Raw genomic sequence first — 19,631 nt, forward strand, 5'->3', positions numbered from 1 at the left:
CGGCGCAAACGTGAAGCCACAAAAGGTGTGGGATCAAAGACTGACGCGAACAAATGCCCGAGTGGGCGCGCGACAGTCACAAAAGAGGCTCGTTGGCATCGGGCCGGTCGAGCGCTGGCTCAGCAGGTGGAGCGGTGGGTCGATAGATGGTTGAGTGTCGAAGAGAGCCCCGGAATGGTAGACCGAGAGAGCGGGATTATGCGAATCAAAACCGACTTGTCAAACTTCTTCTGGCGACCTCGCTTCGATGGAACTCAAAATCGCGGTTGAGGCGACAAAACACGAGCAAAATGTCGTTCCAAGCAACTTGGATCGAGTTGCAATTGTCGCGCACAAGATACTGCGAATTGACTCATCGGTGGAGTTCGATTTAACCGCAAACCATTGCCTACGCAGGACTTCTATCGACCGGACTGCGAGATTCGTGCGCTTTTGAAACGACGAACCTGAAAAACACGCGAAATTTGAAAAAATCGTCCCATAAAGCCAAGAGTCGATTCGTTACGCAAGGCTTGTCCTTAGCAATAGACCTACGCGATTTGTGTCGTCGTTGTCCCGGAAAATGCCCAGAATCACGAGAATCATTACTTGACCCTGATTGTGAATGCGAAACCTGAGTGATTGGGTCGAACAATAGGTAGCATTATTTGCGAAAATTGTTTTCGTAACCGACTTGAATGGGCACGTTCCCGAGGTCGCCAAACGCGATGCAGGAAGTAAGGAAGTGCGTTCGCGTAAAGAATTGGCAAAATCGACCTCGCGTGATGCGAAGTGCTCAAGACAACTTACGTTCTCACCTTCCGGTAGATCGTTTTGCGGTCCATGCCGAGGATTCTTGCGGCTTGGGTTTGGTTGCCGCTGGTGGCTTCTAGGACGTGGGTGATGTAGCGGCGCTCGATCTCTTCCATCGATACGAGTTCGGCGGGATCGAGACCGCCGATGAAGATCGTGCCGCTTTGGAAGTTGCTAATTTTTTCGGGTAGGTCTTCGATGGTGACTTTGTCGTAGCGGGTTAATGCGACGGCTCGCTCCATGACGTTGCGGAGTTCACGGATGTTGCCGGGCCAGGAATAGCTAAGCAGCTTTTCGCCGACTCCTTCAGCAAAGCCGTCGACCGATTTGTTCTCGGCGGTCGCAAACTGCTTGAGAAAGTGCTCGGCGATTCGTAGCGTGTCGGTGCCTCGGGAGCGGAGTGGTGGGAGTTCGAGGCCGATGACGTTGATGCGGTAATATAGATCTTCGCGAAAGCGGCCTTCAGCCACGGCGGTTTCTAAGTCGCGGTTGGTTGCTGTCAAGACGCGAACGTCGAACTTGGATTCTTTGTCGCTGCCAACCGGACGGACTGTCCGTTCTTCGAGCGCTCGCAGAAGTTTGACTTGCATCGACATTGGCATTTCGCCCATTTCATCAAGCAACAATGTCCCGCCGTTTGCTTCGAGAAACAACCCGCGTCGTTCGCCTCGCGCGTCGGTAAAGGCTCCTTTGACATGCCCGAACAACTCACTTTCGAGCAGCGTTTCGGTCAGTGCGGCACAGTTGACGGCGACGAACGGTTTGCTCGCTCGGCGACTATGCGTGTGGATCGATCGCGAAACGAGTTCTTTGCCGGTGCCGCTTTCGCCGGTGATGAGGACGGCCGCATCGGACTGGGCAACTCGATCGAGTTGATCGTACAGTTTCACCATTGCAGGACTCTTGCCGATCATCTCGCCGAATGAATGGGCTTCGTCGGTTGTGGCTTTTAGCAGTCGCACTTGTTCCGTCAGTTGGCGATGCTCAATGGCGCGGTTTAATGTGATCGCCAATAAGTCCATTTCGATTGGCTTGGTGATGAAGTCGTACGCGCCGCTTCGCATGGCCGCGATCGCTGTTTCGAGCGTGCCAAACGCGGTCATCACAATCACCGGCACGTCGGGTCGTGATTCAGTGAGTTGCTGACAAAGCTGGAGGCCCGTTGTTCCTGGCATCTTGACGTCGGTGAGCACGACATCGAAATCTTCTTGGTGCATCGCGTCGATGGCATCACCCGCCGACGTACACCATCGACTGGTCAAGCCGCGCAGCCGCAAATCAGTCTCGATCAACTCGCACATGTTCTGTTCGTCATCGACGATCAACACGTTCGCGCCTGGAAGTTCTTGATTCATGATTGGTTCGTTGTTGGTAGGTAGACGGTAAAAGTTGTTGATTGGCCGTTGGCGCTTTCCACTTTGACCTCGCCGCCGTGTTCTTTCACGATTCCATAGGCGATCGACAATCCGAGGCCAGTCCCCTGACCAACGTCCTTGGTGGTGTAAAAGGGCTCGAAGACTCGTTTGATGTCTGCGGGTTCGATCCCAACGCCTTCGTCGGAAACTCGCACGCAGACCTGGTTCGCGTCGCATTGTCGTTCCACTGCGACTATTATGTTTCCACCGTCAGGCGTGGCTTGGATCGCGTTGGTGATGAGATTCGTCAGGACTTGCTGAATCTGTGTTGCGTCACCGTTGATTCGGCAGGGATCATCGTCCGTATGTAAAACGATTTTGCAAGACGACTTTTCCGCCAGCGTTTCCATCAGTTCGCAAGTTTTCCTCGCGACGTTGCGAACGTCGATCGTTGAGTGTTCCGAGGGAGATTGGCGGGCAAAATCCAGTAGCTGACGAATGATCGTGGTCATTCGCTCGGCTTCGGACTTGATCGTCTTCGCACTCTGCTCGATTTCCTCCGCCGACAGTTTGCCACTGGCGATCAGGTTCGCTCGACCAGCAACCACGTTCAACGGCGTGCCCATTTCATGTGCCATTCCGGCCGCAAGCGTCCCAACCGTGCCGAGCCGATCGGTGTGACGAATCGTGTTTTGTTGTTGGTCCAGCCTCCCGCTCATTTGGCTGATCGCGAGCGCGAGCGAACCAAGTTCATCATTGCTGGTCAACGCAGGCGGTTGGGAAAGCTTGCCGTCGCCAATCTCGTGGACCTGTTCGATCAATTTGCCGAGTGGTTTGCCGACCAATTGGACTCCACCGAAGTAGATGACGACTCCCGAGAGGGTCGCGACACCTAACAGGGAAAGAAGCGAAGCGAAGAGCGAACCGCGTATAAAGTGTTCATGGTTTGCCATCGACTCGGAAACTTCAACACCACCGGCATCCGTCCCGTCGATCACAACTGGCACAAACGTGTGAGCGACTCTTGACCCATCTGCATCCGAGACCGAGATGCGAGAGACTCGTCGCGAAGTGACTTTCGTCGGGGCGTCTTCCGTTTTGACACCATCAACCCAGCGTAAATCATGACTCGGAACATACTGAGCCGAAAACTCGACAGCTTCTTGGATCGTTACGACTCCGCCGTTGCGAAAGGCCTCGTTGATGGCTGGTGTGATTGCGCCGACCACATCATCAGCATGTTCCGCTCGTCGTACCTCGTCGCGGTCATGTTGACGGCGGATTGTCTGCCAAGAGAAGAGGGCGACGATCCCCAGCACTCCCAGCATAAAAACGAGTATTAGTTTGGCGGCGAGCTTCATGATTGATTCCTTGTCATCGTTGCAATGAACAAGAATACTCCCTGCTGATGATTCTCAGAACATGGGATTCAAAAAGAGCGACCAGCACCCCGATGGGCGCTGGTCGCAGTTGGTTCTTGCTTCCTAGCATTGGAGGGCAATCATCATCCTTCGATGACGACGAATCGCGATCCTTGCTCATTGCGAACCAACAGAAGGATCGTTCCGTCTTCGTCGGCCTTCACGACCTTTTCAAAGTCGGCAGCGGATTTGACGTCCTGTCGGTTCACTTGCGAAACGACTATTCCAGGGCTCAGTCCTGCGTCATCGGCTCGACTTCCTTTCTGTACCTGTGTGATGACGACCCCAGCTTCGCCCTTCACACCAAGCTGCTTTGCCACGTCCGCTGTCAGCGTTGAGACTTCGATTCCCAGCGACGACATCTTCGTTCCCGACGGTGCTTTCAACTTGCCGTTGTTAGCGAAGTCATTCGGGGCAGCTTCAGGGTCGTAGTTCAAGGCAATCGTCTTGCCATCGCGGACCACTTCGACCGAAACCGTTTTTCCCATCGGCGAGCGTTCGACAGCGAGCTGCAACTGTTGCGGAGTAGCCACTTTGGTTTGTCCGAACTTGACAATCACGTCACCCGACTTGAAACCCATCTTCGCGGCAGGAGTATCAGGAAAAACGTTTGTCACGGCGACGCCGCCTTTAGGGGCAACACCAAGTTGGTTTGCCAGTTCGTACGAAACAGGTTGAATCGCAACACCCAAGTAGGCACGCTGCACCGTTCCGTTGGCGACCAGCTGATCGCTTACCCAACGAGCAAGATTTGATGGGACGGCAAAGCCAACGCCGTTGTTGCCGCCGCCGCGCGACGAGATCGCCGTATTGATGCCGATCACTTCCCCATACAAGTTCACCAGCGGTCCACCACTGTTGCCTGGGTTGATCGCAGCGTCGGTTTGGATGAAGTTCTCGCGATCGGTGATGCCGATGCCACGATTCTTTGCACTGACGATGCCAGCGGTGACCGTGCTTTCCAGCCCGAATGGTTGCCCGAGCGCAACCACCCAATCCCCTACTGATGTTGCATCGCTGTTTCCAAGTTTGGCAGCGGTCAGCGACGAATCGCCTTTGATTTTCACGACCGCGATGTCGGTCTTCGGATCGGTGAAGACTCCGATGGCTTCAAACTCACGTCCGTCTTGAATCTTCACGATCACTTTTCCACCGCCTTCAACGACATGGTTATTGGTCAGCACGATCCCTGCCGCGGCGTCGATGATGACCCCCGATCCGATCCCTCCTTGTGAGCGCGGAGCTTGCCGGGGATTCATGCCGGGGTTCATCGGAATCTGGCCGCCGCGGAACATGTCTTCAAAGGGAGTTCCCTTGAACGGGTTTTCTCCGTTCATCGCGCCGTCATCCGGTGAAGGCTTGGCGGAATGCCAGGAAGTATCGGGACGGTTTTCAATTGCGACGACTGACGGCAGCACTCGATTGGCCACATTGCGAAATGCTTCGGACAGCGAGTTCGCTACGTTCAGTTGTTCTGCTGAAATAGGTGGCGAGACTGATTTTGCAGGAGCTGAGTTAGTCGCCGGAGCAGCGGCCATCAGCAATCCGGCGGCCGCCAAAGTCAAAGGTGCTGCGACCAAGGCAGCCCGTAGACGTGATTTTGAAATCTTCATTTGTGTTACCCTCAAAGTGGTCACGAGTAGTTGCAGCGGCAACTCACCGCATTTCTGACAGAGGGTAACGCACGTGTTGTGCCAGAGGTTTGTAGAATGAGTGGGATAAGCTTCCAGCTTGTGATTTGCCGGCGAAATTGGATTTGCAAGCTGGCAGCTCACGCCGCGAGCTGAACCAGAAAGTCGCGTTGGGGCAGAATGCCCCAGATCAATTCCCCAAACCTCTGCCGATTTCGGCGACGAATGAATCTGCCGAAAAAAATTCCTTTCACGCTGCTGATGCTTTCGCTGTTGGTGGTAGCCGGCATCTATGGGCAAACGCACATCGGTCTACTCGACGCCGACGTTCGGGATGACGTCGGCTTCTCGACAAGGCTGCTTTTCTCTGGACATCTGCATCGAATCTTCACGTCGCTATTCTTTACCGCTGGCGGTTGGCGTTTCTATTCGTCGCTACTGATGTTTGCGGTTGGCGTTGGCTGGGTGGAATATTCGCGTGGCACCAAACAAACCGCTGCGTCGTTCTTCGCCATTCACGTTTTGACCGTACTTTTGCTTAGTTTATTCGTTACGTGGCCATTGACTGCGATCGAAACGCGACACGGTTTGACGATGTTTGACGCAAGAGATGTTGGTCCCTCGGCTGGTTACTATGGCTGCCTCGGTTTCGCGTTGGCTGGACTCAAACGGAAGCCGCGAAACGTGATCGTGGCTATGATCTTCATCGTGCTGATTGGCCGACTCACATGGTCGTCGATCCACTTACCTGAGGACGGTCGAATGCTATTGGCCGATCTGGCTCACCTTATTGCGTTTCCGCTTGGACTGAGTGCGGAAATGTACTCTCGAGTGTTCCTCTCGCGAGATGACCTAACGGACTAGGCGACGCCCTTGACGATTTTGGCACACCTGTTGCATCAAGCAAGTTCAGTATTGATTGAACTCCCTTTGATAGGCGGCAACCCGTGGTCATCGAAAACTTCGTCGAAACGTGGTGCGACCACAACGATGACCAATACGATTCCGTCAGCCTCTATCTCCAAGAAATGGGCAGGACGCCGCTGCTGACTCGAGCACAGGAACTCGACTTCGCTCGCGAGATTGATCGTCGTCGTGTGGCGGTGTTCGAGAACATGTTGCGAATTGATTTTGTTCTTCGCGAGGTTTTGGACGCATTACAAGGTGTTGCAGACGGTCGCTTGCGTGCCGATCGCGTCATTGAGTTTGAATACCGAAACAACAACGCGAAGAAACGAGCCTTAGCAGCCCTGCGTGTCAATCTGCAAACGATCACCGGACTGTTTGAAGCACAGGCTCAGGCATTCGCGTCCGTCCTTTGTTCGTCCACGCGACCAAGAACGGCAAAGCTGCTTTCTCATCAAGTATTGCGTAGGCGTGAACGCATGATTCGTCTGGTCCGTGAGCTGAATGTCAAGTTTGGCTATATCGAGCAGCAACTTCCAGCTGTTTTCACGATCGATCATCGAGCCAAGAATCTTGCAAGACGGCGCAAGGAAACGGCTCTTCGCGAGTTCATTTCCTACACGCATCACCCGCCAGCCAAGTTTTGCCAACGAGTAGCGCGAATCTGTCGCGATTACGAACATTACGTCGATGCTAAAAAGGAATTGACCGAAGGCAACCTTCGCTTGGTCGTCTCCGTCGCCAAGAAGTATCGCGGACGTGGCGTCGCGTTCTTGGACCTGATCCAAGAGGGAAACGCCGGTTTGATGCGAGCCGCCGAGAAATTTGAACAAGAACGTGGATTCAAGTTTTCAACCTATGCAACGTGGTGGATACGCCAGGCGATCACCCGCGCGACCGCGACGCAAAGCCGAACCGTAAAACTGCCGCCCCACGCGATGAGTGAGACGACATCATTCATGCGAGATGCCGGACAACTCCGCCAATCACTCCGACGCGAACCAACGAACCGTGAGCTTGCTGAGTCGCTAGGTCTTTGTGAGAAGCGACTAAGAATTCTCCAGCATTCATCCCGAGCGACCGTCAGTTTGGACTCACTCGAAGGTAGCGATGAAGAACGCAGCGCTCGTCTCAGTCAGATCACCAGCAAGAACGGACATCCAATTCACGCAGTCGAGTATTCAGAGCTAAAACGAAGGATTGCCAACATTATGGACGAACTGCAGCCGAGAGAGCGAGAAGTCCTGATGCTACGCTTCGGAATCGGCGGCGGAATACCCAAGACGCTTGCGGAAGTGGGCGATGAATTTGGTGTCTGCCGAGAGCGAGTGCGTCAAGTCCTGCAACGAGCGATGCACAAAATCGCCAGCAGCGAACACGCCGACGTACTGCAAAGTCTTGTATAGCCCATTTGCAACTCAAGGTCCCCAAGTCCACATGAAACTTCGCAGTGGCAGCTCTGTCGCGCAGTCCTGCTATGCCGGACGCGCGTTCCGTGGCTCGCTCAAGGCCTGACTCAGTCGTTTGAGCTGCAAAGAACTGTCAGGCGATTCTCGGTCCCGCTGGTGCAATGCAATTGCTTACAATGCTGCTCGCCTGAACGAAGCCGCGTCTACTTATCGGCGATGAACCAATGACCTACCTCGAAAAGCTCGACCAACTGCAACTTCATAACCCCGGATCGCCGTTGGGCGCGGTTGTCTATTTCGTTGTCTTTATGCTGGCGGCGTGGGCGGTCAATCGTGGGCTGCGGTTTACGGTGCAGCGAGCCGTCCAGCGGGATAAGTTCGGCGTCTTTGATAAGACCGCAACCCCGTTTCTGTTGCAGTTGATGCGGATTGCGATCTTTATCGTCTTCTTGGTGATCTATGCTCATCTTGTTCCATCGCTGCGCAGTCTTGGAACAGCCTTGCTAGCTGGCGTAAGTGTCGCTTCGGTCGTGATCGGACTCGCCGCGCAGAACACGCTCGGTAACCTCGTTGCTGGTATCGCGATTCTGATTTATCGACCTTTTCAAGTCGGCGATCGCGTGCAAGTCACTGCACCGACCGGAGTTGAAACTGGAATCGTCGACTCCTTAACGCTGGGCTACACGATTCTGGTGACCGGCGACAATCGTCGTGTCGTTGTTCCCAACGCTCTGATCGCTAACCAAGTCACGCTGAACCTGACATCCGGTGACCCACGATTGGTCGTCAGCATGCCAATCGACGTCAGTTATGAAGCCGACGTTGAACTGGCCCGCGCCGAGTTGCAGAGTATCGCGGAGTCGCATGCGCTGGTACAAGAAGTGATCGGTTGCCCTGTGACAACGCTCGGTCCATCCAGCATCACGTTGACGCTAGAATGTTGGTGCGCCGATGCGAGCGACACATCGCAAGTTCAAAACGACGTTTTCGAGCAGGCCGTTAAACGATTTCGCGATTTGTCGATCGAGATTCCGTTTCCGTACACCAACGTGGTTCTGCACCGAACCGATCCACAACAATCATTGATGGAGACGCGTGATGAGCGATGAAACGACTGGATCAACGATTCCAGTGAGTTCCGCTGTCAAGCTGGCGGGTGGGTTGCTAGTTTTGGCCGGCATCGCCGCGATGTTGTTACCGACGGCGACCGCATTGGCGATTGAAATCCTGATTGGCATCACCTTGTTGATCGCGGGCATTGCCGAAGGCGTCTATGCCTTCGATTCGCGAAGCCGACCGGGCGTTGGTTGGCACTGTGTTCGCGCAGCCATGTTCACGATCGCTGGCGTTTCCGCTACAAGGCATCACGACGATCGCCTTGGTGTTGGGCATCTTGTTCATCATCGAGGGCGTCATGCGATGTTTACTCTATTTTCAAACACACTCACGAGCCTTGATCCTGTTGATCGACGGCATCATCGGGATTGTGTTTGGAATCATCATTGTCGCCATTGTGCCAGATGATGCAGCATTTATCATCGCTTTGCTCGTCGGGTTCCGACTCATCATGGCCGGCGTCGTGCTGTTCATGGTCGGGCGAGTCATTGAAGACACAGCCATTACCGAGTGAGAAACAAATGCAACCGAAGAACAACGAAAGCCTCACCCGCCGATTCTATGATCGAATCAGCCACGTTTACGACACGATCGCCGACGGGGGCGAACACAAGGCCCGAGAACGTGGGTTGGAATTGCTCGCCGTCGGATCGGGCGAATCGGTGCTGGAAATCGGTTACGGCACTGGACATTCGATTGTGGCTCTGGCCGAATCGGTCGGCGATACCGGTCACGTCACTGGCATCGACATTTCCTCAGGAATGCAGCAAGTCTCACAGAAACGAGTGAACGAATCCAGCTGCGCCGATCGCGTTGAGCTACTCGTCAGCGAGGCACCACCACTACCCATGGGAGACAAAATCTTCGATGTCGTCACGCTCAGCTTCACGCTGGAACTATTTCCGATTGCCGACATCCCCGCCGTCCTTACGGAAATCCGCCGAGTCCTGAAACCAACTGGCCGACTAGGAGTCGTCAGCATGGCAACGGTGCGCGACGGAGAAGGCGAAAGCCCTTTGGAGAAAACGTACAAATGGATGCATACCCATTTTCCTCACATCGTCGACTGCCAACCCATCGACGCCGAACGATTGGTCACCGAATCAGGATTCACGCTAACCAAGAACGAGCGATTCGACCTGTTCACGATGCCGGTCGCAATCTTAGTGGCGAATCGGACGCAGATTTGAATAGAAGTCGAACCGCTTAGGATTTCGGATCATGCCTGTCTGCAAATTCATGACTGCCCACCAGGATGCTTGCCTTGCCTTATCGTCTGTGGGAGTTCCAACAACAGTGATGTGTTCTCTACGTAGTGCTTTTCGCCGGTGCCACGTCGCACCGCCAACCAAACTCAATGAATACCATTCGCCGCTACCGCATTGGCGAATGCCGTAATTGTCTGCACACAAAGAATTGGGGCAACCCGCTGAAGAGCGCACGGCGGAGCGGAGTTGTTAATGACGCAGTCGAGCGATCGCGTCCGTGATGGCTGCTACGCATGCGAATGCGTGAAACTCGCCCGACGCATCACAACGACGACAGTAGCGCACTCATATTGAACGGTCGTGCTGATGATTGCGATCCTTTTCGCGTGATTTGGGCTTTGGCACGGGCTGTGCAACTGATGAGGAATGTCAGCGGACATCTTCCGCTGAAACCTCTCCTCCCAAATGGAACGAATTATGAAACGGATTCACTCTTTGATGGTCACTGCGGTAGCAATTGGCTGCTTCGCGTTTGCGTCCGATGCTTCCGCAGATCATTTCAACGGTCGCTATGGCGCCGGCTATGGCGGATACGGACAAGCGGGACAGCAATTCGGCGGAAGCGGGTGCTCGGCTTACGGTCAAGGTGGCTATGGCAGCGCGTATCGTGGTGGCTACAGTAGCGGATACTCCCGTGGACCAATCCAATCGCACGCGCCCAATTACGGTTACGGCGGCGGTTCGTATGGAGTCGCTCCCGGATACCGAAGCGGTTACGCACCGAGCAACTACACACCACGCAACCATGGAGCGCGTGGCGGAATTCACTTGGACATCGGTCGATTCCACGTGCTCGGCGTCGGCGGTCGCCACTAACAATCACGTGTTCCAAACTTTTGAAGACGTTCGCCAATCGGTTTGTCGCCGGTTGGTGATTTTCGTTTTGTCGCTCGCATTGATTGCTGGAGAGTGAAAGTCCCGTGCTTTCTTGAACCTCCCGTATACTTGTACCGGCAGTCAGCTATAATATTCGCCGCAAACTTTGTGGGCAGCCTATTGGCCAGCGTACAGTGAATCCAAATGATCGAATCGAAGTATGAACACACCGAACATCATCGCTCTGATCGTGTGGGGTGGTTGCGAGCAGCCGTGCTCGGAGCGAACGATGGGATCGTTTCGACAGCTAGCCTGATTGTTGGCGTTGCCGCCGCGGACGCGTCGCGATCGAGTATTGTGCTGGCTGGCGTGGCGGGAATGGTCGCAGGTGCGATGTCGATGGCGGCGGGCGAGTATGTTTCGGTCAGCTCGCAAGCTGATACCGAATCAGCTGACTTGGATAAGGAACGAGGAGAACTGGAAAAGAATCCCGAGCGTGAACTCGACGAGTTAACGCAAATCTATGTCCAACGAGGGCTCGATGCAAATCTCGCGCGGCAGGTTGCCGTGCAACTGAGCGAGCATGATGCGTTGGGCACCCATGCTCGCGACGAGATCGGAATCTCGGAAACCATCACGGCTCGCCCGATTCAGGCTGCCCTAGCGTCGGCAGCGAGCTTTGCGGTTGGTGCGATCGTACCCATTATCGTTGTGCTCGTGAGTCCCTCGGGTGGTCTTGTATGGGTGGTGTTTGGAGTGACTGTCCTGCTGTTGGCCGCACTGGGCGCGACCGCGTCGTGGATAGGAGGATCAAGAATGCACGTCGGCGCCATTCGCGTCACGTTTTGGGGAATTCTCGCGATGGCAGCGACCGCGCTTGTTGGGCGTTTGTTCGGAGTCGCTGGTCTTTAGAACAATCGTGAAATCGAATCGATTGATCTTGGGCTGTTTTTCAGTGCATGACGATGCAGAGATCGATGACTTCGTCGAACTCGCGGCGAGTCATTGGAATCATTTCGGTGTTGGATTCGGCCGTTTGCTTCACAGCGAGTGCCTGGTTATCAAGCTGTTGGTAAGTTACGGAATCATATCTTGGTTGCGTGCGAACGTTGACGCAGATAGCTTGGCGTTGAAAGGCTCGAGACGAAGATTCCGGATTGCAAATAGGTGTTCGAGTCGATTTGGTGGATCAGGAACCTTGCTAGTCGATCGATGCTGACACTTAGCCCGTTCGGTGCGTGACGATTGACCTTGACCGTTCCTGAGTTGGCAAGTTGCTTGATGGCGGGACATCGAACGAGCGTCCACTGTAAGTGGCTGTCATGGATCATTGATGCTTCGGCTAGCCGGTCTTTTCGCTGACTCCGATATCGGAGGCGATAGAGGCAACTCGTCAGCAGACCGTTGAAGTGGAACTTTTGTTCGTTCGGCAGAGCGACCGATGGCTGCGAAACAACGATGTACCGTGGAATATGGTGTCGTCGCATTGCGGCAATGACCAAACGGGTCACGGTCGTGCAGGCCATCGGTGCGGGCGGCTTTTCGGTCCGCAGTGCACTGCCGAAGCAGTTGATAACAGCCGTACAACCGGCGACTAAGCTGTCAATACTTTTTGCTTCGAGGAGACTGCCCTTCAATTCGGTCACCTGCGGCGACTTAGGCCATTTGACTCCTTCGGACGTGAGTACCTTCACCGCGTAACGACATTCGATCGCGACATCAACGACTTTACGTGCCGTCGCGCCCGAGCCGAGCACGGCGATTGTGTGTACCCATTGCATAGGACTGCCTTTCATCGATCATTGAGGAGATTGGTTGTTATCCGTTTCGATAGGCGTCGGCCGCGCTCATGTTGACTTGGTATCCAAGATCGGCGAGCGAGGCAACGGTGATGGAACTGAGCGGCAACGCTGCACCAGGCCCGATGTATCCGGTCATCAGTTCTGTCGTGAACACAGATTCACGCCAATGCCCGCCTCTCGTGCCTGGGCCGCCTGTGTTGGCGACCGGCACTCCGGCGGCTGCGAGTCCGGTGATCGCGTTGTACTGGGCGGTAGCTTGAACGCCGACAAAGATTGGATTGTTGGTATCAAGATTGGTAACCAAACCCCGTTGTTGCCAGATCGTGCCGACTCCCAACACATGACCGATTTCGTGTAGGGCCACGTCGGCGAGCGTTCCATTGGATTCCAGCACAGCGAGATCGGCTGTGTCGAACTGAATCGTTCCATGATACGGCAGAAGGCTACCAGGACGCAGTCGATCGGCCGACGCACCACCCAGCGTTCCGCCCGGACCGTCAATCGAAGTTGCCGCGACATCGATCAAAACGTCATCCACCGATCGGCCCTGGTAAATGGTGTTGGGCAAGTCGCCGACGATGACCTGCTGCCATCGAGCGGCGGCGTTACGGAAGATCGCTTGCTGACTGGACGTCAGGTTTCGCAGATTCATGTCGATCTGAAACGCGGACGCGACTGGCACCGAAGGTGACGGTGTAGGAACGACGTCACCGGGGTTTATGGTCAACGTGTAACTCGGGTTCGTTGCACCGCGATACCCGTAGACGCCGATGGTGTAGGTTCCGGCGGAGCTTCCGGCCAACGAGACTTGCTCGCTGTTGCCGACTCCGTTGGAGATTCCGACACGCCGTCCACTGGCGTCGTAGACCACGATGTCGAGGTCGCCTCGAGCATTTTGAAAGTCAATGCCGACGTAACTGTTCGTCGTTCCGGCTCGACTGAGGCTAAAGCGATACCAGTCAACGGCGTCCGCCATGACGAGATTGGATTCAGTATGCGCCGCACGGATGCTGCCGAGGTTGGCGGCTTGTACGTAGGAATTGTTGGGCTCGAAACGATCGTCCGTCACGCCCTGTCCGGGCGAAACGGTAAGTGTATAGTTCGGATTCTTCGCACCAGAATATCCGTAGACGTAAACGTAGTAGTTTCCTGCACCCGCGTCGGCCAAAGAAACTTGTTCAGAGTCGGAGGTCGAATTGGAGTAGCCAATCAACCTGAGTGCTTCATCGTAGACCGCGAAGTCTAAATCACCTTGACTGTGTTGAAATTGAAGGCTCACGTTGGCATCGGACGTGGCGGGGCGGTTGATGCGAAACTGGTACCAGTCGGCTTGGTCGGCCATCACAAGATCGGTGATCGCGATTGATTGACTGAGTGTTCCGATAGATCGAGCCTGGTTCCAACGATCGTTGTTCTCGTAGCGGTCGTCGGCCAGCAGATTGGTAGAGGACTCGATGGAAGCGGTGTCGGCGAAAACTGCATCAACGGCTATCCCCAGATCGGCGCTCATCAACTGGCGCGATTCAAGCGACTCAAACGCGATACGTTTTGTTTTGCGTTTCCTTCGTATGTTTGTGTTGTTCATCGGTGTTTCCCGAGACTCTAGCTTTCTTCACTCTTTAGCCATCTCAGAAAGGGATCGGAGGAGCGGCCGGTGAGCGTTATGCACGCACTCTCCGGCCCTGAAAGACTGGCTCTCCAGAAGAGCGAGTGAATTCAATCAGTCCAGCACGGCTTTGCTCAACACTCCCGAAAGCGGGAGTGTAACATTTGAATGCCGCGTTATGCGGTGCGTGCAACGAAGGCGCCGGTCAGCGTGCCGACTTGCACGGTGACGCCTGCTTCGATCAACGGCAGGTTCGCTGGAAGCGGCAGGTCGCCAGGTTCGTCCGCGGCGCTCGTGAATTCCAGCTCACCACGGCCGTTGGCATCGGTCGTGATCTGGCCGATGACGACACCACCAATGGTGACGTCCACGGTGACGTTTGCTGCAAAGTTGCGCACAGACACTTCCAGTTCGTTTTGCGTCACGCCTCGTTCGGTTTCAGTCTCGAATTCGACCTTCGCCGTGTCATTTCCCACGCCAGTCAGGTTGGCAACGATCTCGGTCTCGGTTTCACCTGCTTCCGATTCGTCGAGGTCGTCATGATCATCGTCGGATTCGACTTCAGAATCCACGTCGGCGTCGTCATTGTCGACAGGATCGCTGACCGGAGTCGTTGGATCGGCGGTGTCTGTCGGCGTGACAGCGGGGTCAACTGGATCGGTTGGTGTGACCGGGTCGACGGGATTCACAACGATTGGCTCAACCGGATCAGTCGGAGTCACGGGATTGATATTCAGCGGTGGCGCATCCTTGATGACTGCTGGAGTGCCTGGGTCGACCGGTGTCGCAGGGTCCACGGGCGTTGTTGGATCGACTGGGGCGGTTGGCGTCACAGGATCAACCGGCGTCTCCGGTCCCTCGAGCGCGAATGTGCCCGAGAGCGTACCAACTTGGACGGTCGTGCCCGCAGTGACAACAGGGAAGTTCGCCGGCAATGGAATGTCGTTCACGTCATCCGCATTGCTGGAAAGTTCTAGCGAACCGTTGCCACTGGCATCGGTAGTGAGTTGCCCGACCGTGACGCCAGCGACGATCACGTCGACCGATGTGCTCGGTGCCATACCTCGGACCGAGACATCAAGTTCACTCGTTGTTCCACTGGTCTTTGCTTCTGATTCAAACTTGATGATCGCGCTCTCAGTGCCCGCGCCAGCTAAGGTCGCGACGAATTCTGTTTCATTCGATTCCGTCTCGCCCGCTTCCGAAGCGTCATCGGTTTCGTTCTGGTCACCGTGTTGACCTTCGTGTTCGCCTTCCTGTTCAACTTCGGAACCAGGCGTTACGGGGTCGGCGGGATCGGTGGGTGTTGCAGGATCGATTGGCGCATTCGGATCAACGGGGTCAGCAGTTGGAGTAACATCAACTGGTGACGCGTCTTTGGCGTCGGGCGTCGCCGTTGCTGATCGACTCAATGCATTGATGACACCCAACGCATCACTCGCCGAAACAAGGTTGTCACCATTGACATCCATGTAGCTGGACGGTGCAACAGGGGCAACCGAACCTTCGGTAAGATTGGCCACACTCTCGCCGGCGGCATTGCCGCTACCTGAGCGACTCAAGTGATTGATGATTGCCAATGCGTCGATCGCCGACACACGGTTGTCATTGTTAACATCCGCAGGCATGTCGACGTTCTGAAAACAGACATCGCCCGCCAACAGGCGACGTCCTTCCATGGCTTCAAATTGCAGGCTGCGTTTGCGACGACGGCGAGTTGGTTTCTTTGACATAGTAATTGTCTTCGATTGAAAGGGGGGGAAGAGTCGTTGGAGGTTGGTTTACAGATCGCTTGAATGTGTTCAGGGCTAGTCTTCTTTGCCACCGGAAAGCTCGGGGCCATCGGGACCGTCCTGGTCACCAAATTGCCCCTCGAACTCGCCTTCCTGTTCAAAATCAGCGGCACTGGAGTTTGTACCGGTCGGAATCGTCCCCATCGCGGTAGCCAGACGTCGACGCTGAGCCATCACCAGTTGTGCTTGCAGGCGCTTCTGTTCAAGGATTTGCTGCCCCAATCGCCTCGCAGCGAGTTGGCCGGCGGGATCAAGCATTGCGACAGGCATGCGAATGAGCTGGCCGTTGCCAATTTGACGAAGCACGGCAATGTCGACCTGCATCCGTGCAGGCCGACCACGCTGCTTCAAGAGCTGATCGACAATCGTGTCTCGGTTCGCACCGGTAACCGCTTCGACGATCTCCAGATTGGCTTTGCTAACCTTGCTTTCGGGAATACTGTTGACAAACAACGTTCCTCTTCGTTGGGTGAGCGTCAAAGGCATCGAACCAAAATCGACCATCTCCATTTGGCCTGGCAGAGGTTGGCCGTCCTTGTCATTCCACTGCGTTTTCACACTGGACGAATCGTAGTCGCCTGCACTGGCGAGCTGAGGAAGCCAGACGGTCGCGGCGATCGCGAGGAAGAGGTAGCGGGACATGTTCGTAGCCTGCTTGAGGTTGAAAAGTGATCCGTGTTGCGTCTTGCTTGTCTAGCGGAGGTGGTTCCCTAAACCCCCAGGCACGCTAGCGTCGAATTTCTGTTTGACGCAGCGTCCATACAAGAGAAAACGCAGGGGGCGGTACGAAGCGCGCGCGAATTACAGAAATGCGACTCGATCCGCCGAGAAACCGGTGCTTCGCTCACTGCGAAAACCGAGAGAGTCGGTTCGCCTGATCGGCCTCTCGGGACCGGAGAAGGAATGCGATTTGGCGATGCAATCGCATCGCCGGGAGGGAAAATCTTCCCCGGCGGCTATCGAGTCCGACGGCCTCATGAAAATGATATCGTGAGGTAAGCTGGAGCTTTGCTCAGCGGGTGGTGATTACGACGCTGAGGGTCCCGACTCCGGCAGTTGTCCTGGCGATCGCAGTGGCCAGCGAGCGTTCATCGGGGTCACTTACTTCACCCGACAACTGAACGTGGTTTCCATTCGAGACCGTCGCGATGATGTTTGGAAAACCATTTCGTCTCAATGAAGACTGGATTCGCGTGGCAAGTAGACTCGAATCAATTGACATATCAATCAAGCAGAGAGGATGTGGCGACAGAACGGACATGTAAAGATTGAAACGTAGATTGTGTTAAAAAGCGCGCGCAAAATTTCTCCAAGGTCTTCGGAACGATGTTTACGGGCGCAACAAAGTCGGGTCAAGTTTTTTTGCATCATTGAAATCCACCTCAGCAAGTGCCTCCTGTCCGAGTGCGGACCTCGCCATCGCTCGATCAAAATAGACCTCGGCTCGGCGTGGTGACAACGCAATGCAAATGCCGAATGATTCGATGGCCTCTCGGAAATGTTCTTGTCGATACGCCGCCACGCCTCGGTAAAAGTTCGCCCAAAAGTCTCCTGGCGAAATTTCAACGGCAATCCGAAATTGCTCTTCCGCTACCTTCAACTGATTCGACTTCAGCAGCACGCGTCCGAGTGAATAATGCTCCCGAGCTGACGTAGGCTGCAACGCATCTAGCTTCTTTGCATATTGCTCCGCTACGTTCGTCATTCCAAGTTTGACGGCGACGTAATGGAGTTCGCCGCACAGCCCCGCGCTCAATCCCGTCATTCGCTCAGCCTCCTGTAGCGTTGTCAACGCTTCGCGGAGTGTCGATTCCTCATCGCCTGGTGGAGCCAATCGTTCGCGCTGGTTCGTCCACAGAATCGCTAGTTCGTTCAGGTCCGAGCGAACTTGTTTGGACGTCTGATTGTTCGATCGGACCGCCATTCCGCTGACAAAACGCTCACGCTGACCCCACAGTTCCGCGCACAGCGTGTCAATCTGACGGAGTTGATGTCCCGGCAAAGGGCGTGGCCCGTCGAGGAGGCGAAGTTGTTCGATTACTTGGTGTAACCGGTCCGCAGAGATGCTGAAGTTGACCGAACGCAAATCGACGTCCAGCGAACGCTTTAGTTTGTCCTGAAACGGCACCCAATCGATCTCTTGGAGGCCAAGTTGCAACGTCGCAACTGCATCTGAAAACGCATTGTGCCGTGTCAGTTGACGTGCGTGATTGAGAGAGTCTGTGGCGCGGTTGACGGATGCTCGTGCCGTCATCCAGACCGTGATCGCGCCCAAGACGAACACTCCCGCCAATCCAAGTGCCCAGCGTCCAACGTGCAGTTGGCGTTTCTTTGACCGCGGAAGGCCGGCGGATTTACCGGTCTTGGCAAGACATTCACGCAATTCATTGGCTAGAGTCTGGGCATCGGCGTAACGTCTTTCGGGTTCGGATTGCAAACAACGCTCGACGATCCGACGCAAGCGACGGTCAACGGCAATTCGCCCGGATGTCCAAGCTTCGTCATTTGAGCGAATGGACGCAGTTGTAGTCGCGTCCGTTGCATCAGAAGCGACGACTCCACCCAATAGCTCGTACAACAGCACTCCAAGCGAAAACAGGTCGGATCGCTGGTCGACGGTTCGGATTGCCATGTCGTCCGTCGATACTCGCCCGGCGCAAATGTTATCCAGACACACCTGCTGTTCCGGCGACATGTAGCCATCGGTGCCGCCGATCGAATCCAAAGGTCCGGAAATCGACTCACTCGACTTTTTCGCCAAGTGAAAATCGAGCAACATTGGTTGCCCATCACTGGTCAACAAAACATTCGATGGCTTGACGTCCAAGTGCCACAGACCACGCTGATGCGCGTAATGCAACGCGTCAGCCAAACAAGCGCCAATCCAACAAACGGCTTGTTGATACGTCGCCCGCGACAAAAACTGCAACGCTGGTCCTTGAAATCGAGCCGCGTCCAAGTCGATCGGTTCGTCCTGCTCGTACTGGCGCAGCACTTCAACGATATCTTCTCCGGTGCGTCGCGCGATCGGAATTGAGCGTATTTGCGCGAGCAAATGACGAAGTGTTACGCCGCCAAGGTACGGCATACACAACACACGCAGTCGCTGCTGCGGAAACTCTTGCACGCCGTAGACCGGCACAATCCCAGTGTGCTGCAACCTTGCCAACGACAAGTGCTCAACGCCTTCGTCAGCGGTGATTTTCAGCACGACGGGCCGGTCCGATAGCACTGGCTGTGTTGCCAAGAACACCCGTCCCACTGCACCTCGGCCCAACTCGGCGACCAAATCGAACTCGCCGATCCGCTGGCCGACTTCAGGATACTTGACCGAATCCTCGGGGAAGGCCAGCAATCGATGACAATCGAACAACAACTCCAATTCGGTGACCAAGCCGGGAAACCGGTGCTTCAACTCGGCTTGATCCACCGCCTGGCCGGCTTGCTCTCGCAAACAGACCTCTTCATAAACCAACGGAATCACGATGCGAGCGTTGTCGCCGTCCAGAGCGTGTTGACGAAGCAGAGTCTCAGCGCGAAAGAGATGATCGTCTTGCCACGCAGCGTTCAGCTCTTGGACCAGCGTTGCCGCCAGCGGATCAATCGCACGCGACTGCCGCGAAACGTATTTCGGCTCTTTCGCGATGCTGGAGGAAGACAATCGGTTACTCCGAAAAGCGTTGTTTGAAATTGATCCGCCGCGTCGCGTCCGGTCG

The 19,631-nt window shown here is 55.2% G+C and carries 17 protein-coding genes and 1 pseudogene; 9 read left to right on the forward strand and 9 right to left on the reverse strand.

Annotated features, from left to right (window positions below):
• Positions 1 to 785: 785 nt before the first annotated feature.
• From TBK1r_RS22510 to TBK1r_RS22520, 3 genes are all read right to left on the reverse strand, one after another.
• Positions 786 to 2,147: a sigma-54-dependent transcriptional regulator gene (locus TBK1r_RS22510; RefSeq protein WP_145215745.1), complete on the reverse strand. Its 1,362-nt coding sequence runs from the start codon at positions 2,145 to 2,147 to the stop codon at positions 786 to 788.
• On the reverse strand, positions 2,144 to 3,508 hold the full coding sequence (locus TBK1r_RS22515; RefSeq protein ID WP_145215747.1) for a sensor histidine kinase: 1,365 nt from the start codon (positions 3,506 to 3,508) through the stop codon (positions 2,144 to 2,146). Before TBK1r_RS22515 ends, TBK1r_RS22510 begins: the two co-directional genes overlap by 4 nt.
• A gap of 143 nt (positions 3,509 to 3,651) precedes the next feature.
• On the reverse strand, positions 3,652 to 4,998 hold the full coding sequence (locus TBK1r_RS22520; protein ID WP_419581588.1) for a Do family serine endopeptidase: 1,347 nt from the start codon (positions 4,996 to 4,998) through the stop codon (positions 3,652 to 3,654).
• On the opposite strand from TBK1r_RS22520, the gene TBK1r_RS38935 reads away from it, so the two are divergent.
• The 9 genes and pseudogenes from TBK1r_RS38935 (at position 4,883) to TBK1r_RS22555 (ending at position 11,626) form a co-directional block, all read left to right on the forward strand.
• Entirely contained in the window at positions 4,883 to 5,239 is a 357-nt protein-coding gene (locus TBK1r_RS38935) for a hypothetical protein (RefSeq protein WP_419581625.1), read from the forward strand. The two genes, TBK1r_RS22520 and TBK1r_RS38935, sit on opposite strands and share 116 nt — an antisense overlap.
• Positions 5,240 to 5,424: 185 nt before the next feature.
• Complete coding sequence (locus TBK1r_RS22525; RefSeq protein ID WP_145215753.1) at positions 5,425 to 6,063, forward strand: hypothetical protein; 639 nt, start codon at positions 5,425 to 5,427, stop codon at positions 6,061 to 6,063.
• Between the two features lie 83 nt (positions 6,064 to 6,146).
• Entirely contained in the window at positions 6,147 to 7,511 is a 1,365-nt protein-coding gene (locus tag TBK1r_RS22530) for an RNA polymerase sigma factor RpoD/SigA (protein ID WP_145215756.1), read from the forward strand.
• A gap of 227 nt (positions 7,512 to 7,738) precedes the next feature.
• Positions 7,739 to 8,623 carry a mechanosensitive ion channel family protein gene (locus tag TBK1r_RS22535; RefSeq protein WP_145215759.1) on the forward strand — a complete coding sequence of 295 codons (885 nt, stop codon included), beginning with the start codon at positions 7,739 to 7,741 and terminating at the stop codon, positions 8,621 to 8,623.
• 79 nt (positions 8,624 to 8,702) lie between these two features.
• Positions 8,703 to 8,807, forward strand: a pseudogene (locus tag TBK1r_RS38940) (DUF308 domain-containing protein); the annotation flags it as partial.
• The gene (locus TBK1r_RS38945; protein ID WP_419580278.1) at positions 8,788 to 9,144 is read left to right on the forward strand and encodes a DUF308 domain-containing protein; all 357 of its coding nucleotides are present in this window, start codon (positions 8,788 to 8,790) and stop codon (positions 9,142 to 9,144) included. The pseudogene TBK1r_RS38940 and the gene TBK1r_RS38945, both read left to right, overlap by 20 nt.
• 7 nt (positions 9,145 to 9,151) lie before the next feature.
• Positions 9,152 to 9,820: a class I SAM-dependent methyltransferase gene (locus TBK1r_RS22545; RefSeq protein WP_145215765.1), complete on the forward strand. Its 669-nt coding sequence runs from the start codon at positions 9,152 to 9,154 to the stop codon at positions 9,818 to 9,820.
• A 495-nt stretch (positions 9,821 to 10,315) separates the two neighbouring features.
• A complete protein-coding gene (locus TBK1r_RS22550) occupies positions 10,316 to 10,714 on the forward strand; it encodes a hypothetical protein (RefSeq protein ID WP_145215769.1) in 399 nt (132 codons plus the stop codon).
• Positions 10,715 to 10,918: 204 nt separating this feature from the next.
• Positions 10,919 to 11,626, forward strand: coding sequence for a VIT1/CCC1 transporter family protein (locus tag TBK1r_RS22555; protein WP_145215772.1), 708 nt, complete (start codon positions 10,919 to 10,921; stop codon positions 11,624 to 11,626).
• A 173-nt stretch (positions 11,627 to 11,799) separates the two neighbouring features.
• On the opposite strand, the gene TBK1r_RS22560 is transcribed toward TBK1r_RS22555, so the two are convergent.
• The 6 genes from TBK1r_RS22560 to TBK1r_RS22585 form a co-directional block, all read right to left on the reverse strand.
• Complete coding sequence (locus TBK1r_RS22560) at positions 11,800 to 12,471, reverse strand: NAD(P)-dependent oxidoreductase (protein WP_419580279.1); 672 nt, start codon at positions 12,469 to 12,471, stop codon at positions 11,800 to 11,802.
• Positions 12,472 to 12,532: 61 nt separating this feature from the next.
• Positions 12,533 to 14,101: a pre-peptidase C-terminal domain-containing protein gene (locus tag TBK1r_RS22565; RefSeq protein WP_145215777.1), complete on the reverse strand. Its 1,569-nt coding sequence runs from the start codon at positions 14,099 to 14,101 to the stop codon at positions 12,533 to 12,535.
• 197 nt (positions 14,102 to 14,298) lie between these two features.
• Positions 14,299 to 15,855, reverse strand: coding sequence for a dockerin type I domain-containing protein (locus tag TBK1r_RS22570; protein WP_145215781.1), 1,557 nt, complete (start codon positions 15,853 to 15,855; stop codon positions 14,299 to 14,301).
• Between the two features lie 75 nt (positions 15,856 to 15,930).
• The gene (locus TBK1r_RS22575; protein ID WP_145215784.1) at positions 15,931 to 16,557 is read right to left on the reverse strand and encodes a hypothetical protein; all 627 of its coding nucleotides are present in this window, start codon (positions 16,555 to 16,557) and stop codon (positions 15,931 to 15,933) included.
• 370 nt (positions 16,558 to 16,927) lie between these two features.
• Positions 16,928 to 17,176, reverse strand: coding sequence for a BON domain-containing protein (locus TBK1r_RS22580; protein WP_145215788.1), 249 nt, complete (start codon positions 17,174 to 17,176; stop codon positions 16,928 to 16,930).
• A gap of 69 nt (positions 17,177 to 17,245) precedes the next feature.
• On the reverse strand, positions 17,246 to 19,576 hold the full coding sequence (locus tag TBK1r_RS22585; protein WP_419580280.1) for a protein kinase domain-containing protein: 2,331 nt from the start codon (positions 19,574 to 19,576) through the stop codon (positions 17,246 to 17,248).
• Positions 19,577 to 19,631 lie beyond the last annotated feature (55 nt).

Source organism: Stieleria magnilauensis (assembly GCA_007753675.1).
Taxonomy (GTDB): Bacteria; Planctomycetota; Planctomycetia; order Pirellulales; family Pirellulaceae; genus Stieleria; species Stieleria magnilauensis.

Coding starts and splice junctions, on each gene's coding strand:
- TBK1r_RS22570 (WP_145215781.1), bottom strand. CDS start 15,855: ATGTCAAAGAAACCAACTCGCCGTCGTCGCAAACGCAGCCTGCAATTT.
- TBK1r_RS22535 (WP_145215759.1), top strand. CDS start 7,739: ATGACCTACCTCGAAAAGCTCGACCAACTGCAACTTCATAACCCCGGA.
- TBK1r_RS38945 (WP_419580278.1), top strand. CDS start 8,788: ATGCCTTCGATTCGCGAAGCCGACCGGGCGTTGGTTGGCACTGTGTTC.
- TBK1r_RS22575 (WP_145215784.1), bottom strand. CDS start 16,557: ATGTCCCGCTACCTCTTCCTCGCGATCGCCGCGACCGTCTGGCTTCCT.
- TBK1r_RS22550 (WP_145215769.1), top strand. CDS start 10,316: ATGAAACGGATTCACTCTTTGATGGTCACTGCGGTAGCAATTGGCTGC.
- TBK1r_RS22565 (WP_145215777.1), bottom strand. CDS start 14,101: ATGAACAACACAAACATACGAAGGAAACGCAAAACAAAACGTATCGCG.
- TBK1r_RS22580 (WP_145215788.1), bottom strand. CDS start 17,176: ATGTCCGTTCTGTCGCCACATCCTCTCTGCTTGATTGATATGTCAATT.
- TBK1r_RS22510 (WP_145215745.1), bottom strand. CDS start 2,147: ATGAATCAAGAACTTCCAGGCGCGAACGTGTTGATCGTCGATGACGAA.
- TBK1r_RS22525 (WP_145215753.1), top strand. CDS start 5,425: ATGAATCTGCCGAAAAAAATTCCTTTCACGCTGCTGATGCTTTCGCTG.
- TBK1r_RS22545 (WP_145215765.1), top strand. CDS start 9,152: ATGCAACCGAAGAACAACGAAAGCCTCACCCGCCGATTCTATGATCGA.
- TBK1r_RS22555 (WP_145215772.1), top strand. CDS start 10,919: ATGATCGAATCGAAGTATGAACACACCGAACATCATCGCTCTGATCGT.
- TBK1r_RS22515 (WP_145215747.1), bottom strand. CDS start 3,508: ATGAAGCTCGCCGCCAAACTAATACTCGTTTTTATGCTGGGAGTGCTG.